The sequence below is a fragment of the Marinobacter sp. VGCF2001 genome (assembly GCF_049943275.1).
Taxonomy (GTDB): domain Bacteria; phylum Pseudomonadota; class Gammaproteobacteria; order Pseudomonadales; family Oleiphilaceae; genus Marinobacter.
The window spans coordinates 1-17,392 of record NZ_JBNFVX010000026.1; the positions used below are offsets into that span (position 1 = coordinate 1).

Sequence of the window (17,392 nt, forward strand, 5' to 3'; positions counted from 1 at the left end):
GGCCCTCATGGAAGGCCAGGTCGAGCCCCTGGAGAATGGTGGTGTCGCCGATGCGAACGGCGAGATTCCGGACGTCAAAAAACGCAGGCATTCAGATCCCCTTGTTGCTGAGGCGGGCAGGATAATCTAAATGCGAATAGCTATCAATATATAGTGCATTTGGGGTGGCCTCAGATCTGGCCGGTTTGCACACGCCATTGGGCGGCATAAGCCCCGTTATTGCTGATGAGGCTGGCGTGGTCGCCCTCTTCGACAATGCATCCCTGTTCGACAACCGCAATAATGTCGGCATCCACGATCGTCGACAGCCGGTGGGCAATCATGATCACCGTGCGATTATGGCCAATGCGCTTGAGCGAACGCTGGATGGCGGCTTCGGTTTCGTTATCGACGGCGCTCGTGGCTTCGTCCAGCACCAGAATGGGCGGGTTTTTCAGCAGGGCGCGGGCCAGAGACAGCCGTTGGCGCTGGCCGCCAGAGAGGCGAATACCCCTTTCGCCCACTGGCGTGTCCAACCCTTCCGGCAGAGCCGAGATGAACGACCAGGCCTCGGCGGTGCGGGCGGCCTCGATAATCTCTTCTTCAGTGGCGTTGGGCTTCCCGTAAGCCAGGTTGTCGCGGATGCTGCCTTCAAACAGGTAAACATCCTGGCTGACCAGGCCGATGGCATCACGCAACGAGGTCAGGCTGACGTCGCGAATGGGCTGGCCATCAAGGCGGATGTCGCCCTGGGCGGGATCGTAGAATCGCAACAGCAGCTTAATCAGTGTCGATTTGCCGGAGCCGGTGGCACCGACCAGCGCCAGGGTATGGCCGGCGGGTACGTTCAGGGTGATGTTCTGAATGCCGGCGCCACTGCCCGGGTAGCGGAAGCTGACCTGATTGAAGGACACCTTTCCGCGCACGGGTTGCGGTAATGGTGTGCTGGCGTCGTCTCGCACGTTGACGGGTTCGGCCAGCAAATCCAGGATGCGCCGGGTGCTGGCCATGGCCCGTTCAAACAGGTCAATCACTTCCGCCAGGCCGGTCAGTGGCCAGAGCAGACGTTGGGTGAGAAAAACCAGAACGCCGTAGGCGCCCACGTTCAGGCTGCCCTCCAGGGCCATCATCCCGCCGACCGTAAACGTGGCCAGAAAGCCCGCCAGAATGGCCATGCGAATAACCGGAATGAACGCAGAACTCACTCTGATGGCGCGACGGTTGGCATCAACATAGGCTTCACTGGCCGCTTTCAGGCGTTTGGCCTCCCGTTGCTCGGCAGTAAAGCTTTTGATGGTGGCGATGCCCCCCAGATTGTTGGCCAGCCGGCTGGACAGATCGCCTACCTTCTCCCGGACATCGGCATAAAGTGGGCCGGCTTTGCGCTGGAAGTAGAACGCGCCCCAGATGATCAGGGGAATCGGCGTAAACGCCAGCAACGCAATCAGCGGTGACAGAACAAAGAAAACGGCCCCCACTGCGACCACCGTGACGGCTACCTGGATCATGGCGTTGGCGCCGCCGTCCAGAAAACGCTCCAGCTGGTTAACGTCGTCATTCATGGTGGCCACCAGTTGCCCGGAACTGTTGGCTTCGAAGAAGCTCATGTCCAGCCGTTGGGCGTGCTCGTAGGCATCTTGCCGGAGGTCGGACTGCAGGCGCTGGGCCAGGTTGCGCCAGAGGATTTGAAACAGGTATTCAAACAGGGATTCACCCGCCCAGATAAAGAAGGTGAGCACCGCCAGGATAGTGATTTGTTCCTGCGCGGTCTCAAAGCCTAACCCGGCGACAAAGCTTTCTTCCTTATTCACCACCACATCAATGGCGACGCCAATGAGAATTTCCGGGGCAATGTCGAACAGTTTGTTGATGATCGAGCAGGTGGTGGCCGCGATGATCTGGCGGCGATAACCACGCGCGTATTTAAGCAGGCGGCCGAGGGCAGCAAAACTGCTGGTGTGCTGGGCGCGTGTGGACATGATCCGCTTCCTTTTCGCTGTCTGGGTGGGCAGAGCGGGGAAGGTTAGCGGATTCTTTCCAGATTTAAAACGGAATCATTTTCACTTGCGCGCGTTTTTCTGCAGCCAACGATCCAGCTGATCGGCAAATTCTTTGCGGTCGGCCTGGCCAAACGGCGCGGGGCCGCCGGTCACCTGTCCCGCGTTACGCATTTCTTCCATGAAGTTGCGCATGGCGAGGCGCTGGCGAATGTTTTCCCGGGTGAAGGCTTGCCCTCTGGGATTAAACACATCCGCGCCTTTTTCGATAGCTTCAGCGGCCAGCGGGATGTCCTGGGTGATTACCAGGTCGCCTTTGCTCATCTGGTCCATGATTTCGTTGTCGGCCACATCGAAGCCGTGGGGCACCTGCCGCCGGCTGATGTGCGGGTTTGGCGGCAGGCTGATCGCGTGGTTGGCAATAAAGGTGGTCTGGATCTGCCAGCGGGTGGCGGCGCGGCAGAGAATTTCCCGGATGGGAACGGGGCAGGCATCGGCGTCGACCCAGATTGGCATTTCAGGTGTCCTTCGTTGGCTTGGCTGCCGGGTAGTCTAACCTTTCACGGGGCGGGGTTGTTAGCGTGAATCGGCCGGTGAACCTATCTCTGTCGCAGTAGTGGTATAATCAAGTGCTCATTCAATTAACAGGAAATGATAATGTCCCAGTTGCCCCCGTGCCCGCAGTGCAGTTCTGAATACACCTATGAAGACGGCGTCCAGCTTGTGTGCCCGGAGTGTGGCCATGAATGGTCCGAGGCCGAACAGGCCGCCGAGGAAGCAGGCAAGGTGATTCGCGATGCCAATGGTAATGAGCTTCAGGACGGCGATACGGTCACGGTGATCAAGGATTTGAAAGTGAAGGGTTCCAGCCTGGTGGTCAAGGTAGGCACCAAGGCGAAGAACATCCGGTTGGTGGATGGCGACCACGATATCGATTGCAAGATCGATGGGGTGGGCGCCATGAAGCTCAAATCCGAGTTTGTGAAAAAAGCCTGACGCTGGGCGGGCACGGGCAACATCGGTGCCCGGCTCTGATGAAAGATCAGCGCGCCGCCATGACCTGTTGGTCCAACTCTCTGGCCATGGTCGGCGCAATGTTCAACGCGGAGGCCAATTGCTCCAGCCAGGCCCTTTCCATGGGGTTTTGCTCGTCAATAATCATGGCGCTGACCAGATAGATTTCTCGGGCCGCCTGTGGTGAGTCGGCTGCGTTTGCCAGTGCGTTGGCATCGAGTGGCGCGTCGAATTGCTGCTGGATCCAGGCCTGGAGTTCGTCGTCTGGCTCCAGGCGTTCAATTTCCCGGGTCAGAAGCTGCCGCTCGCTGGCGTCCACGTGGCCATCGGCGCGGGCAGCCATAATCATGGCCTGAAGGATTTCCAGTCCCCGGCGCTCCTGATCAGCACCGTGCAACTGTTCCAGCGGCTGTCCCTGTTGTGCCGGTGCGGGCGCGGCCTGTTCCTGATTGTGGCTCTGATAGTTCTGGTAGGCTTTCCACGCCAGCGCGCCGACCCCCGCGACAGCTCCGTACTTCAAAGCTGTTCCACCTATTTTCCGGCCCCGCTTGGATCCGAGCATCAGCCCTAGTGCGCCGCCCCCCAAAAGGCTTTTGACATCGATGGCGCTGCCGCCAGACCCTCGGCCAACCGTCGAGCCTTGCGTGTTAGCGGTATCCGCCGGCCCGCGCTGACCGGAAGTTGCCTCGCCGGCCTGGTTCATCAACTGGTTGAGTATCGACATTACGTTCATGGTCTGACCCCTTTCGTACTTGACCGATGCTTTTTGTATGTTTCCAGACGCGTTGACGTTTTCGGGAAACGCGCAGATTCCTTAGATGGAGAAGACGGCTGTGTGAAAGTTCCCCTGCGACTCATCTTTTTTGCTAATGTTGCTTCAAATCAGAGTGCGAAGTTGCTGATTATTCCTATAATGGACTTTTGCAACCAAGTCCCATTCACCAGAACAGATGGACTGTTTATTTGGCGGCTCTGAAACGTAATATCTGGACGCTGTATTTTCTTGTCGTGACCGTCGGCCTTTTGCTGTTGCTGGTGTCTCTGTACCAGCGTTGGGACGAGATGCGCTCTGATGAAACCGCCTATCAACTGGCACGGGCGGAACTTATTTCCCAGTCTGTCCATAGCCTGTTCCGTACCCAGGAGCTGGTACTGGACGTTGTCGGGCGAGAGCTGCTTAATCGCGGTGACGCGTTGACCGGTCGCCAGGAAACGCCGCTGCTGGATAGCATACTCTCCGTGAATCCGGCGCTTGTGGGCTTCGGGCTTGCGCGCCCGGATGGTCAGTTGGTGCGTATCAGCACCAATATGGACACTAGCCGGCTTCCCAATCTCCTTGAAAATCCCAGCACTGCGGACGGGTTTCGCCAAGCCCTGGCGTCTGAAGCCATGGTGGTCGGGCGAACCTATTACATGGGGGCGCTGGGTGAATGGTTGATCCCCATCCGAAAAGCGCTTCGCGCGAATGATGGCACCGTAGTCGCCGTTATGACGGCTGGCTTGCGCCTTGGCGCCTCGGGCTCCGTATTGAGTGAAGATCTGCACGACGGTCCTGACGACAGCGTTATCCTGTTTCGGGAAGTAGACAAATACGTGCAGTTTTTGTCACGCGAGGGTGCCGACCCTGAGCGCTACTCCGCGGAAAAGGTGGATCCGGACTGGCTGGTCCGGAATTCCGATGTGGAGGATCAGATCGGAAGCAGTCTGGCTGCACTCAAGTCAAATCCCCGGGCGGTATCGTTACGGATGACACGTGACTCTCGCGATTACCTCCTTGCTGCGAGTTATGACCCCCGCTTTCAGCTCTGGACCATTTCTGAAACCCGCTTTGCTCCGATCTACCGCAAGTTTCTGGCTACCCTGGTTCCCTATGGTTTTGGCTTTGTATTGGGGGCCTGGTTGCTATACCTGTTGTTCCGGATCATCGACCGGGCGGAGCAGGAACGCAGGGAAGAGTTGCTGCATCAGGCCCGGCACGATGAGCTTACCGGGCTTCTGAACCGCACAGGGCTGCTGGCACGCCTGAAGAGCCGAGTGTCAAATACGCGACCGTTCAGTCTTGTCGTCATTAATATTGATAATTTCAGTGGTATCAACGATCGGTTCGGGCTGGAATACGGAGATTCTGCCCTGGCAGAATTTGGCCGCCGGCTGGAGCGGCTGTCTGAGAAACACGATGACCTGGCACGGCTGGGCGGTGACGAATTTGCCATTGTGACTCCAAACACAGATCTGGCCAGCCTGAAACTCGCGTGCCGTGGGTTGATTGATGATCTGACCCAGATGTTCGAGGTGGGGCGATTGCGCCTTCAGGTGGGTGCCAGCGTTGGCGTAGCGCGCTACCCTGACGACGGTGATTCTCTGAGTAAATTGATCCGCAGCGCGCACCTGGCTCTTTATGATGCAAAAGAGAGCCGGAACTCGGTGTGTATCTACAGGGCCGAGATGGAAGCTGCTTACCTACGGCGGCTCAGCGTTGAGCAACGATTGCGATACGGATTGGCCGCCGGTGATCTTTACATGGTGTATCAGCCCCAGGTGGATGAGGATGGCAAAACTGTTGGGCTGGAGGCTCTCGTTCGTTGGCAGGATGAGGAGCTTGGTTTTGTCTCGCCGGCAGAATTTGTAGAGGTGGCAGAGAAAAGTGGCCTGATGCTTCCATTGGGTAACTTCGTGCTGGACACCTGCCTGGCAGAGTTCCGAAAACTGCTGGACCAACGGCCCGAATCTTTGGATCTGGCCATCAACATTTCCGTAATTCAGTTTTGTCAGCCGGATTTTGTCAATGTCGTACTTGATGCGCTGAAAACCCACGGCGTGGCGCCGGAATCTCTGGTTCTGGAAATTACCGAGACCCTGTTCATGGGGAATTTGGAGCAAGGACTGCAAACCATCTGCAAACTGAGAGAGCACGGCATACGGCTGGCGATGGACGACTTCGGCACCGGCTACTCCTCTCTCAGCCTGTTGCGCCAGTTGCCGCTGGACGAATTGAAAATCGACAAGAGTTTTGTGGATGACCTGGTGGCGGATAAAAAGGCCGCCAACATGATCCGCAGCATTGTCGCCATTGCCCAAAGCCATAATATGAGTTTGATAGCCGAGGGCGTGGAAGAACAGGAGCAGGCTCTGGCCCTGATAAATATGGGTTGCCTGCGATTCCAGGGATACTACTTCAGCCGGCCTTTGCCTATGGCGGATATTCTCCAGTGGTTAACCAGGAACGCCGCTTCCGGGGAGGCCCCTGCGACGATTGGTCACCCCTGATGCCTTTGAAGTCAGTGAGGTGGGCGGCTACATTAGCTCTGACTCTGGAATAACAAGGAATGCCGAATGAAGCAATGCCTTATCCCCCTGGCTATCGTTTCCGCCCTGGTGACCCCGACAGCATTTGCTGGCGATCACGGGCATCAAGAGACTCACCTGCCACATCCCGTTCAGATCGACCAGCCCTGGAGCCGCCCGACGCCCCCCGGCACCCCCATGGGCGTGGGGTATATGAGCCTCACTAACTCGGGTGAGCAGGCGATTGTTCTGGTGGGTGCAGAGTCGCCCAGAGCAGAGCACATCTCAATTCACGAAACCTCTATGCATGAGGGCATGATGCGTATGCAGCCTGTGGATGGAGGCCTCGAAATTCCACCCGGAATGACCGTGGAGCTGAAACCTCACAGCTATCACCTGATGCTGGAACAACTGCCCCGGCCTTTGGCGGAAGGCGAGAAAATACCCGTAAGGCTGGATTTTGACGGCGCGGAAGACCTGGATGTCGAACTGACGGTTCGGGCGCTGGATGGAGCTCCCGCCATGGGCGATCACTCGGGCATGAAGCACTAAAAACAGCCATAGATTTCAATTTCTTTTTCCCCGTATTCGCGGTCGCTTCTGTCGGATGCACCTTTGGCGTACCTGTCTTTCAGCTGTTACCAGATTGTAATTTTTGGTTAATTTTTAGCTGACTGGCGCGTTTTGACGGGGCAGTTCCCCAAGTTTTCTGCTATCAATTTGAAGGCGGAAGTAAAATGGATAATTAAAAAACTGGAGTTTGTATGAACAAGTATAAAAAACTGGCGCTGGCTGTTGCCATTTCCTCGCCCCTGATCTTCGTAGGCTGCGGTGGCAGTAGCAGTAGCTCAAGCAAGGGCGACGAGCCACCCGCCGGTGAAACCGTTTCCGGCACTGCTCTGGCCCCGGGTGGAATGATCGCGCAATTTGAGCCGCAGAGCGTGTTCGAAATCGCTTTGAACTTCGTGGTAACGCCGGTGGCTGCTGCTCTCCTTGAAGATTTGAATCTGAAGGCAGTTGAAGGTGCCACTGTTGAGTTGATCCGGGTCGATGACGCGGGCAACCAGCAGGGAGATGTGCTCGCAACCACGGCGACCTCCATTACTGGTGATTACACACTTACTTTGCCCCAGGGCGTAGATCTGGCCGGTAACCTGGTGGTGCGCATTACCGGCACCAATAACAATCAGCTCCGCGCCCAGGTGGTCGAGCAGGAAGTCGACATTACTCCGGTTTCGGAATTTGTGCTTCGGAAATTTATTGAAACCGGCGCCGACCTGGATCAACTGGTGGTTGAAGACGTTGTCAAACTGAACGGCAAGGTTGAGGAATTCGATCTGGTAGCCAATGGTATGGCCAATCTGGACCAGGTGTTTACCGCCCTGGACACCGAAGTCGGTCAGTTCCTGGAAAACGAAGTGGCCGTGGTGGCCGGCGGCGCGGGTGACCCGGCGTCGATTGCCGGTGACTATCGTAGCGTGGCCTTTGCCCTGGAGCTCCACGACAATGAAGATCAGTCCAATGGCAGTTACGCCCACGATCTCTGGGCCTCGTCATTCACCATGGCAGACGGCGGCGACAGCACAGTGTCCATCACCCTGAACACAGAAGATGGGGCTTACGGGCGGCTTGAGGGCCTTACGCTGGGTGACAGCAAGCTTTACGTTGATACCTATTTTGAAACGGAAGCCGAGACCTTTCCGGCAACGCTGACAGCCACGGGCATTCTCTCCATTGAGGGTGAGTTCGAGGAAGATATTGATCCTGAATTCGATGTTGGCTGGCGCGATCCGGCCATGACTTACAACCTGGTGCAGGTGGCGGATCAGGGCCTGTTCTTTGTGCAGCCTAATGAAGCCTCGGTTCGTTACAACCTTGCTGATTTAAATAATGATGGTATAGGCGATGCTATCGACCCGAACAGTAAATCCGGTGACGAGATCATGCGTTCCCTGGAGCTGTTCGCCCGCACGCCCACGGCGTTCACGAATGCGGATCTGTCAGGTACGTATGGCCGGGTCTATATCGAGTCATTCCTATCAGCCGGATCGGCAGAGCTCCGGACTGAAGTGAATACGCTTACCTTCAATGGCGATGGAAGGTTCGATTACGGCGCTGTCAGTGAGGGCCACGGCCATATGATTGCTTTGGACGTTACTGGCGCCAGCTACGCAGGTGTCACAGATACCGCTGCCACCGATCAGCCGGTGAATATCACGGCCGATGGCGATATCACTGAAATTGGCTATGAGGACGATGGGACAACACCGGCCGAGGCAGACGGTTTCATCAACGACACCTTCGATTTCATCGCCGTGAGTGACAACGACAACGACGGCGATGCTGGAAACTATTCGCAAAACGGGCAGACCATTCTGGTGAAGCTGCCGAGTGGCGATACGGCACCCAGTGTTACCGGCAACAAGTATCGGCTCCAGCTGATGTCCATGACCTTTCGGGACAATGAAGAATTTTTGCTGTCCACCGGAAAGTTCAACACCTTCCTGACCATGGCCTCGGAAACGACCGGTGACATCGATGGTGGTTTCCTGGATATTGAGAAAGCTGGGTTAGGGGGCGATGTTTCCGTTAAGCCAAGCGCTGCAGAAAACGTCGCTGTGGGGGCTGATATTGCCGCTGATGGTGCAACCACACTGACCATTGCGGATTCCGACGGTACAGTCACTATGGACGGTTTCTTCAATGAAGACGCCAGCCTGGGTGTGTTTGCTCTGCGCTACGCAGACACCGGCGCCGATCCTGAAGAGCTCGGCCTTGTGGTGTTAATCAAGACAAACTGAGGTTTGGCTCGGTCTCTTAAGCCAGAAAAGCCCGCCGCGTGCGGGCTTTTTTCGTTATTTAGCCTTCCCCCGATGTTCAGGGGAAAGTTTTACTAAGCCGGTTTGTCCGAGTGCCCCAGCGAATGCTCCGGGGCAATCTGATCCCGAACCAGTTGCTTCAGCTGTTTGATGTCGGGGAACCCGCCTTTCTCCTTGCGTGACCAGATTCGGGTGTCATTTACCCAGACCTCAAAGATCCCGCCGGTGCCGGGTTTGAGGGTGAGCTCGTCGATCATGCCGTCAAAGGTGGTCAGTAATTCCTGCGCCATCCAGGCAGATCTCAGCATCCAGTTGCAGCCGGTGCAGTAGTGGATAGTGATGCGCGTTGCCATACGGTAATGCTTCCTGCATGAAGAAATCGGTCAGCCATGCTATCAAATGAAGGGGACAGTTTCTTTCTCCAGAGGGAATGGTATGGCGTATTGGCTGGTGGATAGCCCCGGTTCTGGCGATGGTGGCCGCGATGCGGATTTCTGGTTGCCGTATCTGCGAGAGCAGGGCATTGAGAAGGTAAACAAGTGCAGGCTGGATGATACCGAACAGTGGCTGCGCCAGGTGGCTGGCAACGACGTACTGTTGGCCGCGGGTGGAGATGGCACAGTTAACGGTGTGGCCGAACTGTGCCTGCGTACCGGCGCGACGCTCGCGGTTTTGCCCTCGGGAACCGCTAATGATTTTGCTCGCAACCTGGGTATTCCGTCTGAACCGGCGGAGGTGGCGCGTCTGGTGGCAGAGGGCAGTACCGAGATGATCGATGTGGCGGAGTTTGACGACCGCATCTATCTGAATGTGGCACACATTGGCCTGGGTACTCTGCCTTCGCGCCAGGCCAGCTCTCCTGCCAAGAAGATCCTCGGGCCTATGAGTTACATTGCTACGCTGTTCCGACAGCTGGGGGCTCAGCGGGGATTTCACGCCCGTATTCGTACCGATCGCTCCGCTCTGGATGGCCGTTGGCTATCTATTGCGGTTGCCACGGGGGCCTATTTCGGTGGCGGCCACGAAATACCGGAGGCCTCTGCCAATGATGGCCTGCTGGATGTCATTGCCGTTAAACCGCGCCCATTCCCGCAACTGTTACTTGCATTTCTGATGGTGCGCCTGAACCGCAAGACGCCGCGCCGGACCAGTACCGTCATCCAGATCAAGGGCAAGTGGTGCCAGGTTGACGCCTCCCGCACCAAGACGGTAACGGTGGATGGCGACGTAGCCGGTAAAACCCCGTTTCACGCTACCTGCCGGCCGGGGGCTATCCGGGTAATTGGCCAGCAGGTGATTCACACGGGAGACCGTCCGGCCAATACTTACCGTTGAGCTCCAGCCTTGTGGGCTCTGGCCGCGTGCAGCTTTTTGTAGCTCTCGATCATTTTCAGGTGCCGGTCCAGGCCGCGCAGGTCCATGCCGGTTTCCTCCAGTCCGTAAAAGCGGACCGTGCCGTTGATTGAGCCGACCACGCTATCCATAACCTCTTCACCAAACATCCGGCGGAAGTTGTAGAGGTAGTCGTCCAGCTCCAGCTCTTCGCTCAGTGTCGCTTCCAGTGCGGCATTCATGGCCTGGTAGAACAAACCGCGTTCAACAGTGTTGTCGTTGAACTGCAGGAACATTTCCACCAGTTCCTGGGCTTCTTCCAGTTCCCCCAGTGCCAGATAGATCAGCAGCTTCAGCTCCAGAATGGTGAGCTGGCCCCACACCGTGTTTTCATCGAATTCGATGCCGATCAGGGTGACGATGGTCATGTATACGTCGAGCTCGGCTTCTTCCAGGCGCTGGACCAGGTCGGTGAGTTCATCTTCGCTCAAGCGGTGTAGATTGAGGATGTCTTCCCGGAACGCCAGCGCCATGTTGGTGTTGTCCCACACCAGGTCTTCCACCGGATACACCTCGGAATAGCCCGGCACCAGAATACGGCAGACCGGCGCGCCGAGGTCTTCAAAGACCGCCATATAGCATTCTTTACCCATCTCCGCGAGGATGCCGAACAGGGTAGCGGCTTCTTCTGCGTTGCTGCCGGAGAAATCCCATTCCACGAAATCGTAGTCGGATTTGGCGCTGAAGAAGCGCCAGGACACCACGCCGCTGGAATCGATAAAGTGTTCAACGTAGTTGTTGGGCTCGGTCACTGCCATGGAATTGAAGGTGGGGGCCGGCAGGTCGTTCAGGCCCTCGAAACTGCGACCCTGCATCAATTCGGTCAGGCTGCGCTCCAGTGCCACCTGCAGGCAGGGGTGGGCACCAAAGCAGGCAAATACGCCGCCGGTTTTCGGGTTCATCACGGTAACCGAAATCACCGGGAACTGCCCCCCCAGAGAGGCGTCTTTGACCAGCACCGGGAACCCTTGTGCTTCCAGTGCGTTCAGGCCTTCGACAATGTCCGGGTATTTGGCTAACACCTCGTCTGGCACGTCTGGCAGGGCGATTTCATTTTCGATGATTTCTTTTTTAACCGCCCGCTCGAAAATTTCCGACAGGCACTGTACCTGTGCTTCCTCCAGCGTGTTGCCGGCACTCATGCCGTTGCTCAGGTAGAGGTTTTCGATCAGGTTAGAAGGAAAGTAAACCGTTGCTCCGTCTGACTGGCGCACGTAGGGAATACTGCAGATACCGCGCTCCGGGGTGCCGGAGTTGGTGTCGAACAGGTGAGTGCCCAGCAGTTCACCGTCCGGGTTGTAGATGCTCAGGCAGTGGTCGTCCAGAATGCCCTCGGGCAGTTCACCCTCGGGACCGGGCTGAAACCATTTCTCGTTCGGGTAATGAACGAATTCGCTGTTGCCGATCTCCTGACCGAAGTACTGATCGTTGTAGAAAAAGTTGCAGTTCAGGCGCTCGATGAATTCGCCCAGAGCAGACGCCAGCGCGGCTTCCTTGGTGGCGCCCTTGCCGTTGGTAAAACACATATGGGCGGCGGTGTCGCGCACGTGCAGCGACCACACGTGGGGCACAATGTTGCGCCAGGAGGCGATCTCGATCTTCATGCCGAGATCGGCCAGGATGCCACTCATGTTGGCGATGGTCTGTTCCAGCGGAAGGTCTTTGCCTTCAATGTAGGTGCTGGAGTCGCCGCCCGGGGCAGCGGTGAGCAGGGCCTGGGCGTCTTCGTCCAGGTTTTCCACCACTTCAATCTGGAAATCCGGGCCGGTTTGTACCACTTTTTTGACGGTACAGCGGTCAATCGAACGAATAATGCCCTGGCGATCTTTGTCGGAAATATCTTCCGGCAGTTCCACCTGAATCTTGAAGATCTGCTTGTAGCGGTTCTCCGGGTCTACAATGTTGTTCTGCGACAGCCGGATGTTGTCTGTGGGAATATCGCGGGCGTTGCAGTACACCTTCACAAAGTAGGCTGCGCACATGGCGGAGGACGCCAGGAAGTAGTCAAACGGGCCGGGCGCCGATCCGTCGCCTTTGTAACGCACGGGCTGGTCGGAGGTGACGGTAAAATCGTCGAATTTGGCCTCAAGCCTCAGGTTGTCGAGATAATTGACTTTGATTTCCATGGGCAGCTTACCGGATTCAGAGATATGAGCAGTTTACGCGGAATAGACGAGGTAATCCCCGACGCGCGGGATGGTCTCACAAAAACAGAAAGGACGATACTGTACGTCCTGAGCGAAACCCAGAAAGAGCTGGGAGGGCGCAATGTACCAACGGTGATGCTCTATGGCCGGGTACTGGAGTACGTGAACATCAGTGAGCAGGAGCTGCACCTCTATCTTGACCGTCTGGGGGTTAAGGGTAACGGCATCGGCGGCTAATTATTATTGGTAGTGGCCGCGCATATGTTCCGGGTCGAACCGATAAAAACGACACAGGACATCGTAGACGCCGGGTTTTTCATGCCTCAAATGATGCGGTTGCTGGTAAAAGGCTTCGGTCAGAACAGCAAAAAACTCGGCGGGTTCGGTGGCGCCATAAGGATCAAGCCAGGGTTTATGATGGTGCTGCAGCCGATGGCGCAGATGGTCCCATGCCTCGGTCATGGTGTCCTGCCATTGTTTCGCCTGGTCACCGCTCAGTGGCGGTGCGCCGTCAGCTGTGCCGTCCAGGTAGTCCAGCTGGTGGGCGAATTCATGAAGAATGACATTGTGCGGGCCGTGGGGGTGGCTGATGGCAAGCTCACACTGGCTCCAGGCCAGAATCACCCGGCCGTGAGACCAGGCCTCTCCGGCCCGGGTTTCGTCACTGGTGCTGACCACCAGGCCATCGCTGTCGGTATCCTGTACCCGGTAGATATCGGGGTAAACCAGGATGCTCTTCACATCGTCGTATTCGTAAAACGCCCGCTCAAGCAGTAGCAGGCAGGCATGGCCGGCGATGGTTACCCGTACCCGGTCATCAATTTCAAAACCGTCGCATTCGTAGAAGTCTTTTTCAGAGATAAAGAGCTGAACGAGGTTCTCAAGCCGGGATTTGTGGGCGTCGGAGAGCCGGGAGTAGAGAGGAACCTGTTCCACGAGAAGCCGGCGCCAGGGTTCAGGAAAGGGCTGTTGCAGTTCGCGGCGGCGATGCCAGCTGCGGTAGAAGAACAGATAAAACAGCGAGCCGCCAATCAGGGCGATGGCGGCGAGAACGAAGACCAGCGGTTCGGACATTGGCAACTCCTTGCGAATGTCCGGCCAGTCTACCGCAAGGGTCAGCGAATAATGAAAACCGAAACATCACTGTGTTTGACGATTTCGGCCCCATTGGACCGCAACAGATGCAGTGCATCGCCCAGCCCGGGGGCGTGGGACGCCATAATCACCAGATCAGCGCCGGTCTCCTTGATGGCGCCCAGAAGCTTTTTGTCCAGTTCCACCGCGGTATCAACCGATTCCAGAACTTCTGCAGAGGTTTCGATGCCGTGGGCACGGCCCTGCTCCCCGGCAAACTCTGCCAGTTTCTCCTTGAGTTCCCCGGGGTTGTGCGCAGCCGCCCCGGGAGTACTGTTGGTAACCGTGACGTAGCACAGGCTAGCTTGATAGTGCTTGGCCATGTCGATGGCGGTGTTCAGGGTTTTGGGTATCTTGTCCAGATGAGCAAGATCGACGGGAACCAGTATTTTCTTATACACGAGTTCATCTCCATGGGTCGGACGTTGATTTGTTCTGTTCAAGTCTGGACTATGAACTGACGCTGCTGCAAATCAGGGGGCTACGATGAAGTATATTTTCGAGGTTACGGTAAAAGACGGGCATACCGCCGAGGACTACGCCGATGCCTGGGTCCGTGCCAGCGAGCTGATTCAGCAGGCACCGGGTGCGCGGGGCACCGAACTGCACAGGAAAATCGGTGAGCCGAACAAGCTGATTGCCATTGCGAGCTGGGACAGCAAGGCCGACCGGGACGCCATGGACGCCCGCAAAGACCCGAGGATAATGGAGATCATCAAAAGCGCCGCGCCTTTCGTTGAGATTCGGCCCCTGGGTGAATTCGATGACCCGGAATGGGTGGTCCTGCCGCCGGGCCAGGGAAAGTGAATTCCATCGTGCTTCATTTCGAGGTAATGTGCAGCCTAATAATACGAAACCATGCTCTGAGATGATACGGGATCCATCATGTCTGCACTCGAAAACTACGAAAGTTTTAACGTTGAAGTAAAAAACCACATTGCCCACGTTCAGTTCAGCCGCCCCGAGGCCCTGAACAGCATGAATAAAGCCTTCTGGCTGGAGCTGCCCCGCTGCGTGCAGGAGATCGAAGCCTCCACCGATGCGCGGGTTATCGTGATTTCTTCAACCGGAAAGCATTTCTCTGCCGGTATGGACCTTGGCGTATTTTCAGACCCGAAGTCTGTGCCCATGAGTGGCGATCCCGGGCGTATGGCTGAAAATCTGCGCCGGGTTGTCCTGCAGCTTCAGGATACGCTGACATCTCTTGAGAAAGTGCGCCTGCCGGTGCTGGCGGCGGTTCACGGTGGCTGCATTGGTGGCGCGCTGGATCTGGTGTGTGCCGCTGACAGTCGTTATTGCACGGCCGATGCCTATTTTACAATCAAGGAAACCGAGCTGGGCATGACCGCGGATGTGGGTACGTTGCAGCGCCTGCCCAAGCTGATGCCGGAAGGCGTGGTGCGTGAGCTGGCCTATACCGGCCGCAAGTTTGGTTCCGAAGAAGCCCATCGGCTTGGTTTCGTGAATTCCGTATACGAGACCCAGGAAGCCATGCTCGATGGCGTGATGGCCATCGCTGCACAGATTGCGGCGAACTCACCATTGGCGGTGACGGGCTGCAAGGAAATGATCAACTTCAGCCGTGACCACAGCGTGGAAGACAGCCTGCGTTATATGGCCACCTGGCAGTCCGGAATGTTCCGCCCTACCGACATGATGAAATCTTTCCAGGCCAAGGCCCAGAAACAGACTCCCGCCTATGATGATCTGTTCCCGGTTAAGGATCTGTTCGAAAACTAAGCCATGGCTCAGAATCGAACGGCCATATCGACGGCCGCCGCCCTGTTGTTTCAGGGCGGTATTGGTGTGGTGGGTTGGCTTGCGATCTGGTTACTCGGCATCCCGGTGCTGTCGGGTAGCCTGAATCTGTTAGAAATCCTGTTATACGGCTTTCTGGGAGCAGGCGCGACGTATCTGGTTCTGCTTTTTCTCACCCGACTGTCCTGGCTTTTCCCCGATGATCTTGGCTCACAGATGCAAGCGCTTTACCGGTTTGCCAGAAGCTATCGATGGCCCGTTTTGTTGCTGCTCTGTGTATTCGCGGGTGTTGGGGAGGAGCTGTTGTTTCGCGGGGCCGTGCAGGGCTGGTTGTTGCAGGTGACCGGTCCCTGGACCGCCCTGATCGCCGCCTCGGTTCTGTTCGGGCTGGTGCATTATGTGTCGTTCACTTACTTCATGGTCGCAACGGGGCTGGGGTTGGTGCTCGGTGGCGCTTACCAGTATTGGGGCAGCTTGCCCATGGTGATGGTCTGGCATGCGGTGTACGATATGCTCGCCTTGTACTGCCTTCTGAACTACCCCCACTGGTTTGGTGTAAAACCCTGATATTCGTAGTCTGAAAAAATCAAACGAGCGTATGAATTTCCGTTGAAAACGGAGTGTAGCTGTAAGATGATAGCGAGCTACATAGTCAACCGACTGATTTATTAAGGTTCGAATGTTTCTATGAATTCAACAATTCGCCGCTGGTTTACCAGTGCCGGCGCACTGCGCCGAGTGCTTTCCACCTTCGCGCCTTACCTGGGCGCGGGCATCAAAGTGACCCATATTGCCGATGACTTCAGCGCTGCCACTGTCGAGATGCGGCAGCACTGGTATAACACCAATTATGTGGGCACGCACTTCGGTGGATCGCTCTACAGCATGGTAGACCCGATGTATATGCTGTTACTCATGCGCCGGCTGGGGAGCGATTACATCGTCTGGGACAAGTCTGCGAGTATCGATTTCATTCGTCCCGGCAAGGGCCGGGTTACCGCGAACTTTGAGCTGACAGACGCCCGTCTTGAGGAAGTCCGCCAGGCCACGGCCGGGGGCGACAAGTATCTGCCGGAATGGCACATCGACATTGTGGACGAAGCCGGGACCGTTGTGGCCCGAGTTCACAAGGTGCTGTATGTCCGGCGCAAGCAAACTGAATAAAACGGAGGGCTGCCCTTATCGTTGCTCCACGTTTTCCAGGAATGCCGCGACGTCGTCAAAAGCCTCGTCGGCTTCGGGCAGCAACGGAGTAAAAATGTGCCACACGTGCACCATGTTCTGCCAGGTGTGAAGCTTAACCGGTGAGCCCTGCGCCGCTGCCTTGGCGGCATAGCGAGCGGCGTTGTCCAGCAGCATTTCGGTAGTGCTGGCGTGGATAAGCACGGGAGGCAAGTCGTTCAGTTCTCCCCTCAGTGGTGACGCTGCAGGATTGGTCGGTGAGATTCGGAAAGCAGCCAACGTACCCCACCACAACAGGGGCAGGGGGATTTTTGAGAGGCCGCCAAATACTGGGCCTAACAGGGGATCTGTTCGGATGTTCTCGCGGTTGCTCGGTGCTGTCAGGGTAAGGTCGGTTGAGGGTGAAAAAGCGACCGCTGCATCAGCTTGTCGCAAGCCATTGTCGCGAATCCAGGCCAGTAATGAAAGGGTGTGGCTGCCACCTGCAGAGTCACCTGCCACCACAATAAACTCAGCCTGTGCTTCGCCATCCGGGCCGTGGTCGAGGAGCCATGCGTAGGCCTGGCGGCAATCTCGCAGGCCATCCATAAACCGGTGTTCCGGCATCAGCCGGTAGTCGACGGCGAAAACAGCGGCATTGGCGAGCCGGGAAAAACGGTCGGTGATGGCCCTGTGGCTGCGCGGG

The 17,392-nt window shown here is 56.8% G+C and carries 18 protein-coding genes; 10 read left to right on the forward strand and 8 right to left on the reverse strand.

The genetic code is table 11. The features are described 5' to 3' along the window. Positions 1-170 precede the first annotated feature (170 nt). Positions 171-1,958, reverse strand: a complete 1,788-nt coding sequence (locus ACP2AU_RS16240) for an ABC transporter ATP-binding protein (RefSeq protein ID WP_426377270.1) — start codon at positions 1,956-1,958, stop codon at positions 171-173. Positions 1,959-2,039: 81 nt separating this feature from the next. Next, on the reverse strand, positions 2,040-2,492 hold the full coding sequence (locus ACP2AU_RS16245; protein WP_426377271.1) for a YaiI/YqxD family protein: 453 nt from the start codon (positions 2,490-2,492) through the stop codon (positions 2,040-2,042). A gap of 141 nt (positions 2,493-2,633) precedes the next feature. Here ACP2AU_RS16245 and ACP2AU_RS16250 point away from each other — a divergent pair, with 141 nt between their 5' ends. After that, positions 2,634-2,972 (forward strand): zinc ribbon domain-containing protein YjdM, encoded by a 339-nt coding sequence (locus ACP2AU_RS16250; RefSeq protein WP_426377272.1) that lies wholly within the window; start codon positions 2,634-2,636, stop codon positions 2,970-2,972. 46 nt (positions 2,973-3,018) lie between these two features. On the opposite strand, the gene ACP2AU_RS16255 is transcribed toward ACP2AU_RS16250, so the two are convergent. After that, positions 3,019-3,723 carry a tellurite resistance TerB family protein gene (locus ACP2AU_RS16255; RefSeq protein WP_426377273.1) on the reverse strand — a complete coding sequence of 235 codons (705 nt, stop codon included), beginning with the start codon at positions 3,721-3,723 and terminating at the stop codon, positions 3,019-3,021. 230 nt (positions 3,724-3,953) lie between these two features. On the opposite strand from ACP2AU_RS16255, the gene ACP2AU_RS16260 reads away from it, so the two are divergent. From ACP2AU_RS16260 to ACP2AU_RS16270, 3 genes are all read left to right on the forward strand, one after another. Then, positions 3,954-6,257, forward strand: a complete 2,304-nt coding sequence (locus ACP2AU_RS16260; protein ID WP_426377274.1) for a putative bifunctional diguanylate cyclase/phosphodiesterase — start codon at positions 3,954-3,956, stop codon at positions 6,255-6,257. A gap of 66 nt (positions 6,258-6,323) precedes the next feature. Beyond that, positions 6,324-6,827 carry a copper chaperone PCu(A)C gene (locus ACP2AU_RS16265; protein ID WP_426377275.1) on the forward strand — a complete coding sequence of 168 codons (504 nt, stop codon included), beginning with the start codon at positions 6,324-6,326 and terminating at the stop codon, positions 6,825-6,827. Positions 6,828-7,039: 212 nt separating this feature from the next. Continuing rightward, a complete protein-coding gene (locus tag ACP2AU_RS16270; RefSeq protein ID WP_426377276.1) occupies positions 7,040-9,076 on the forward strand; it encodes a hypothetical protein in 2,037 nt (678 codons plus the stop codon). Between the two features lie 92 nt (positions 9,077-9,168). Here ACP2AU_RS16270 and ACP2AU_RS16275 read toward each other — a convergent pair whose 3' ends face one another. Continuing rightward, a complete protein-coding gene (locus ACP2AU_RS16275) occupies positions 9,169-9,447 on the reverse strand; it encodes a SelT/SelW/SelH family protein (RefSeq protein WP_426377277.1) in 279 nt (92 codons plus the stop codon). 82 nt (positions 9,448-9,529) lie between these two features. On the opposite strand from ACP2AU_RS16275, the gene ACP2AU_RS16280 reads away from it, so the two are divergent. Further along, positions 9,530-10,429: a diacylglycerol/lipid kinase family protein gene (locus ACP2AU_RS16280; RefSeq protein ID WP_426377278.1), complete on the forward strand. Its 900-nt coding sequence runs from the start codon at positions 9,530-9,532 to the stop codon at positions 10,427-10,429. On the opposite strand, the gene ACP2AU_RS16285 is transcribed toward ACP2AU_RS16280, so the two are convergent. Further along, positions 10,420-12,612, reverse strand: coding sequence for an OsmC domain/YcaO domain-containing protein (locus ACP2AU_RS16285; protein WP_426377279.1), 2,193 nt, complete (start codon positions 12,610-12,612; stop codon positions 10,420-10,422). The two genes, ACP2AU_RS16280 and ACP2AU_RS16285, sit on opposite strands and share 10 nt — an antisense overlap. A gap of 24 nt (positions 12,613-12,636) precedes the next feature. On the opposite strand from ACP2AU_RS16285, the gene ACP2AU_RS16290 reads away from it, so the two are divergent. Further along, positions 12,637-12,870, forward strand: a complete 234-nt coding sequence (locus ACP2AU_RS16290) for a hypothetical protein (protein WP_426377280.1) — start codon at positions 12,637-12,639, stop codon at positions 12,868-12,870. Between the two features lie 3 nt (positions 12,871-12,873). Here the strand turns inward: ACP2AU_RS16290 and ACP2AU_RS16295 are convergent, their stop codons facing one another. Both ACP2AU_RS16295 and ACP2AU_RS16300 read right to left on the reverse strand, forming a co-directional pair. Then, a complete protein-coding gene (locus ACP2AU_RS16295; protein WP_426377281.1) occupies positions 12,874-13,707 on the reverse strand; it encodes a zinc-dependent peptidase in 834 nt (277 codons plus the stop codon). Between the two features lie 41 nt (positions 13,708-13,748). Then, positions 13,749-14,168 (reverse strand): universal stress protein, encoded by a 420-nt coding sequence (locus ACP2AU_RS16300; protein ID WP_426377282.1) that lies wholly within the window; start codon positions 14,166-14,168, stop codon positions 13,749-13,751. Positions 14,169-14,253: 85 nt separating this feature from the next. Between ACP2AU_RS16300 and ACP2AU_RS16305 the strand changes: the two genes are divergently transcribed. The 4 genes from ACP2AU_RS16305 (at position 14,254) to ACP2AU_RS16320 (ending at position 16,689) form a co-directional block, all read left to right on the forward strand. Continuing rightward, entirely contained in the window at positions 14,254-14,574 is a 321-nt protein-coding gene (locus ACP2AU_RS16305; RefSeq protein WP_426377283.1) for an antibiotic biosynthesis monooxygenase family protein, read from the forward strand. A 78-nt stretch (positions 14,575-14,652) separates the two neighbouring features. Then, complete coding sequence (locus ACP2AU_RS16310; RefSeq protein WP_426377284.1) at positions 14,653-15,507, forward strand: crotonase/enoyl-CoA hydratase family protein; 855 nt, start codon at positions 14,653-14,655, stop codon at positions 15,505-15,507. Between the two features lie 3 nt (positions 15,508-15,510). Beyond that, on the forward strand, positions 15,511-16,092 hold the full coding sequence (locus ACP2AU_RS16315) for a CPBP family intramembrane glutamic endopeptidase (RefSeq protein ID WP_426377285.1): 582 nt from the start codon (positions 15,511-15,513) through the stop codon (positions 16,090-16,092). Between the two features lie 120 nt (positions 16,093-16,212). Then, the gene (locus ACP2AU_RS16320) at positions 16,213-16,689 is read left to right on the forward strand and encodes a DUF4442 domain-containing protein (protein ID WP_426377286.1); all 477 of its coding nucleotides are present in this window, start codon (positions 16,213-16,215) and stop codon (positions 16,687-16,689) included. 15 nt (positions 16,690-16,704) lie between these two features. Here ACP2AU_RS16320 and ACP2AU_RS16325 read toward each other — a convergent pair. Next, on the reverse strand, positions 16,705-17,392 hold a 688-nt coding region (locus ACP2AU_RS16325), incomplete at its 5' end, for an alpha/beta hydrolase (protein WP_426377287.1).

Excerpts from the sequence above, each read along its gene's own strand:
- ACP2AU_RS16240 (WP_426377270.1), bottom strand. The coding sequence starts at position 1,958 with ATGTCCACACGCGCCCAGCACACCAGCAGTTTTGCTGCCCTCGGCCGC.
- ACP2AU_RS16245 (WP_426377271.1), bottom strand. The coding sequence starts at position 2,492 with ATGCCAATCTGGGTCGACGCCGATGCCTGCCCCGTTCCCATCCGGGAA.
- ACP2AU_RS16250 (WP_426377272.1), top strand. The coding sequence starts at position 2,634 with ATGTCCCAGTTGCCCCCGTGCCCGCAGTGCAGTTCTGAATACACCTAT.
- ACP2AU_RS16255 (WP_426377273.1), bottom strand. The coding sequence starts at position 3,723 with ATGAACGTAATGTCGATACTCAACCAGTTGATGAACCAGGCCGGCGAG.
- ACP2AU_RS16265 (WP_426377275.1), top strand. The coding sequence starts at position 6,324 with ATGAAGCAATGCCTTATCCCCCTGGCTATCGTTTCCGCCCTGGTGACC.
- ACP2AU_RS16270 (WP_426377276.1), top strand. The coding sequence starts at position 7,040 with ATGAACAAGTATAAAAAACTGGCGCTGGCTGTTGCCATTTCCTCGCCC.
- ACP2AU_RS16275 (WP_426377277.1), bottom strand. The coding sequence starts at position 9,447 with ATGGCAACGCGCATCACTATCCACTACTGCACCGGCTGCAACTGGATG.
- ACP2AU_RS16280 (WP_426377278.1), top strand. The coding sequence starts at position 9,530 with ATGGCGTATTGGCTGGTGGATAGCCCCGGTTCTGGCGATGGTGGCCGC.
- ACP2AU_RS16285 (WP_426377279.1), bottom strand. The coding sequence starts at position 12,612 with ATGGAAATCAAAGTCAATTATCTCGACAACCTGAGGCTTGAGGCCAAA.
- ACP2AU_RS16290 (WP_426377280.1), top strand. The coding sequence starts at position 12,637 with ATGAGCAGTTTACGCGGAATAGACGAGGTAATCCCCGACGCGCGGGAT.
- ACP2AU_RS16295 (WP_426377281.1), bottom strand. The coding sequence starts at position 13,707 with ATGTCCGAACCGCTGGTCTTCGTTCTCGCCGCCATCGCCCTGATTGGC.
- ACP2AU_RS16305 (WP_426377283.1), top strand. The coding sequence starts at position 14,254 with ATGAAGTATATTTTCGAGGTTACGGTAAAAGACGGGCATACCGCCGAG.
- ACP2AU_RS16310 (WP_426377284.1), top strand. The coding sequence starts at position 14,653 with ATGTCTGCACTCGAAAACTACGAAAGTTTTAACGTTGAAGTAAAAAAC.
- ACP2AU_RS16315 (WP_426377285.1), top strand. The coding sequence starts at position 15,511 with ATGGCTCAGAATCGAACGGCCATATCGACGGCCGCCGCCCTGTTGTTT.
- ACP2AU_RS16320 (WP_426377286.1), top strand. The coding sequence starts at position 16,213 with ATGAATTCAACAATTCGCCGCTGGTTTACCAGTGCCGGCGCACTGCGC.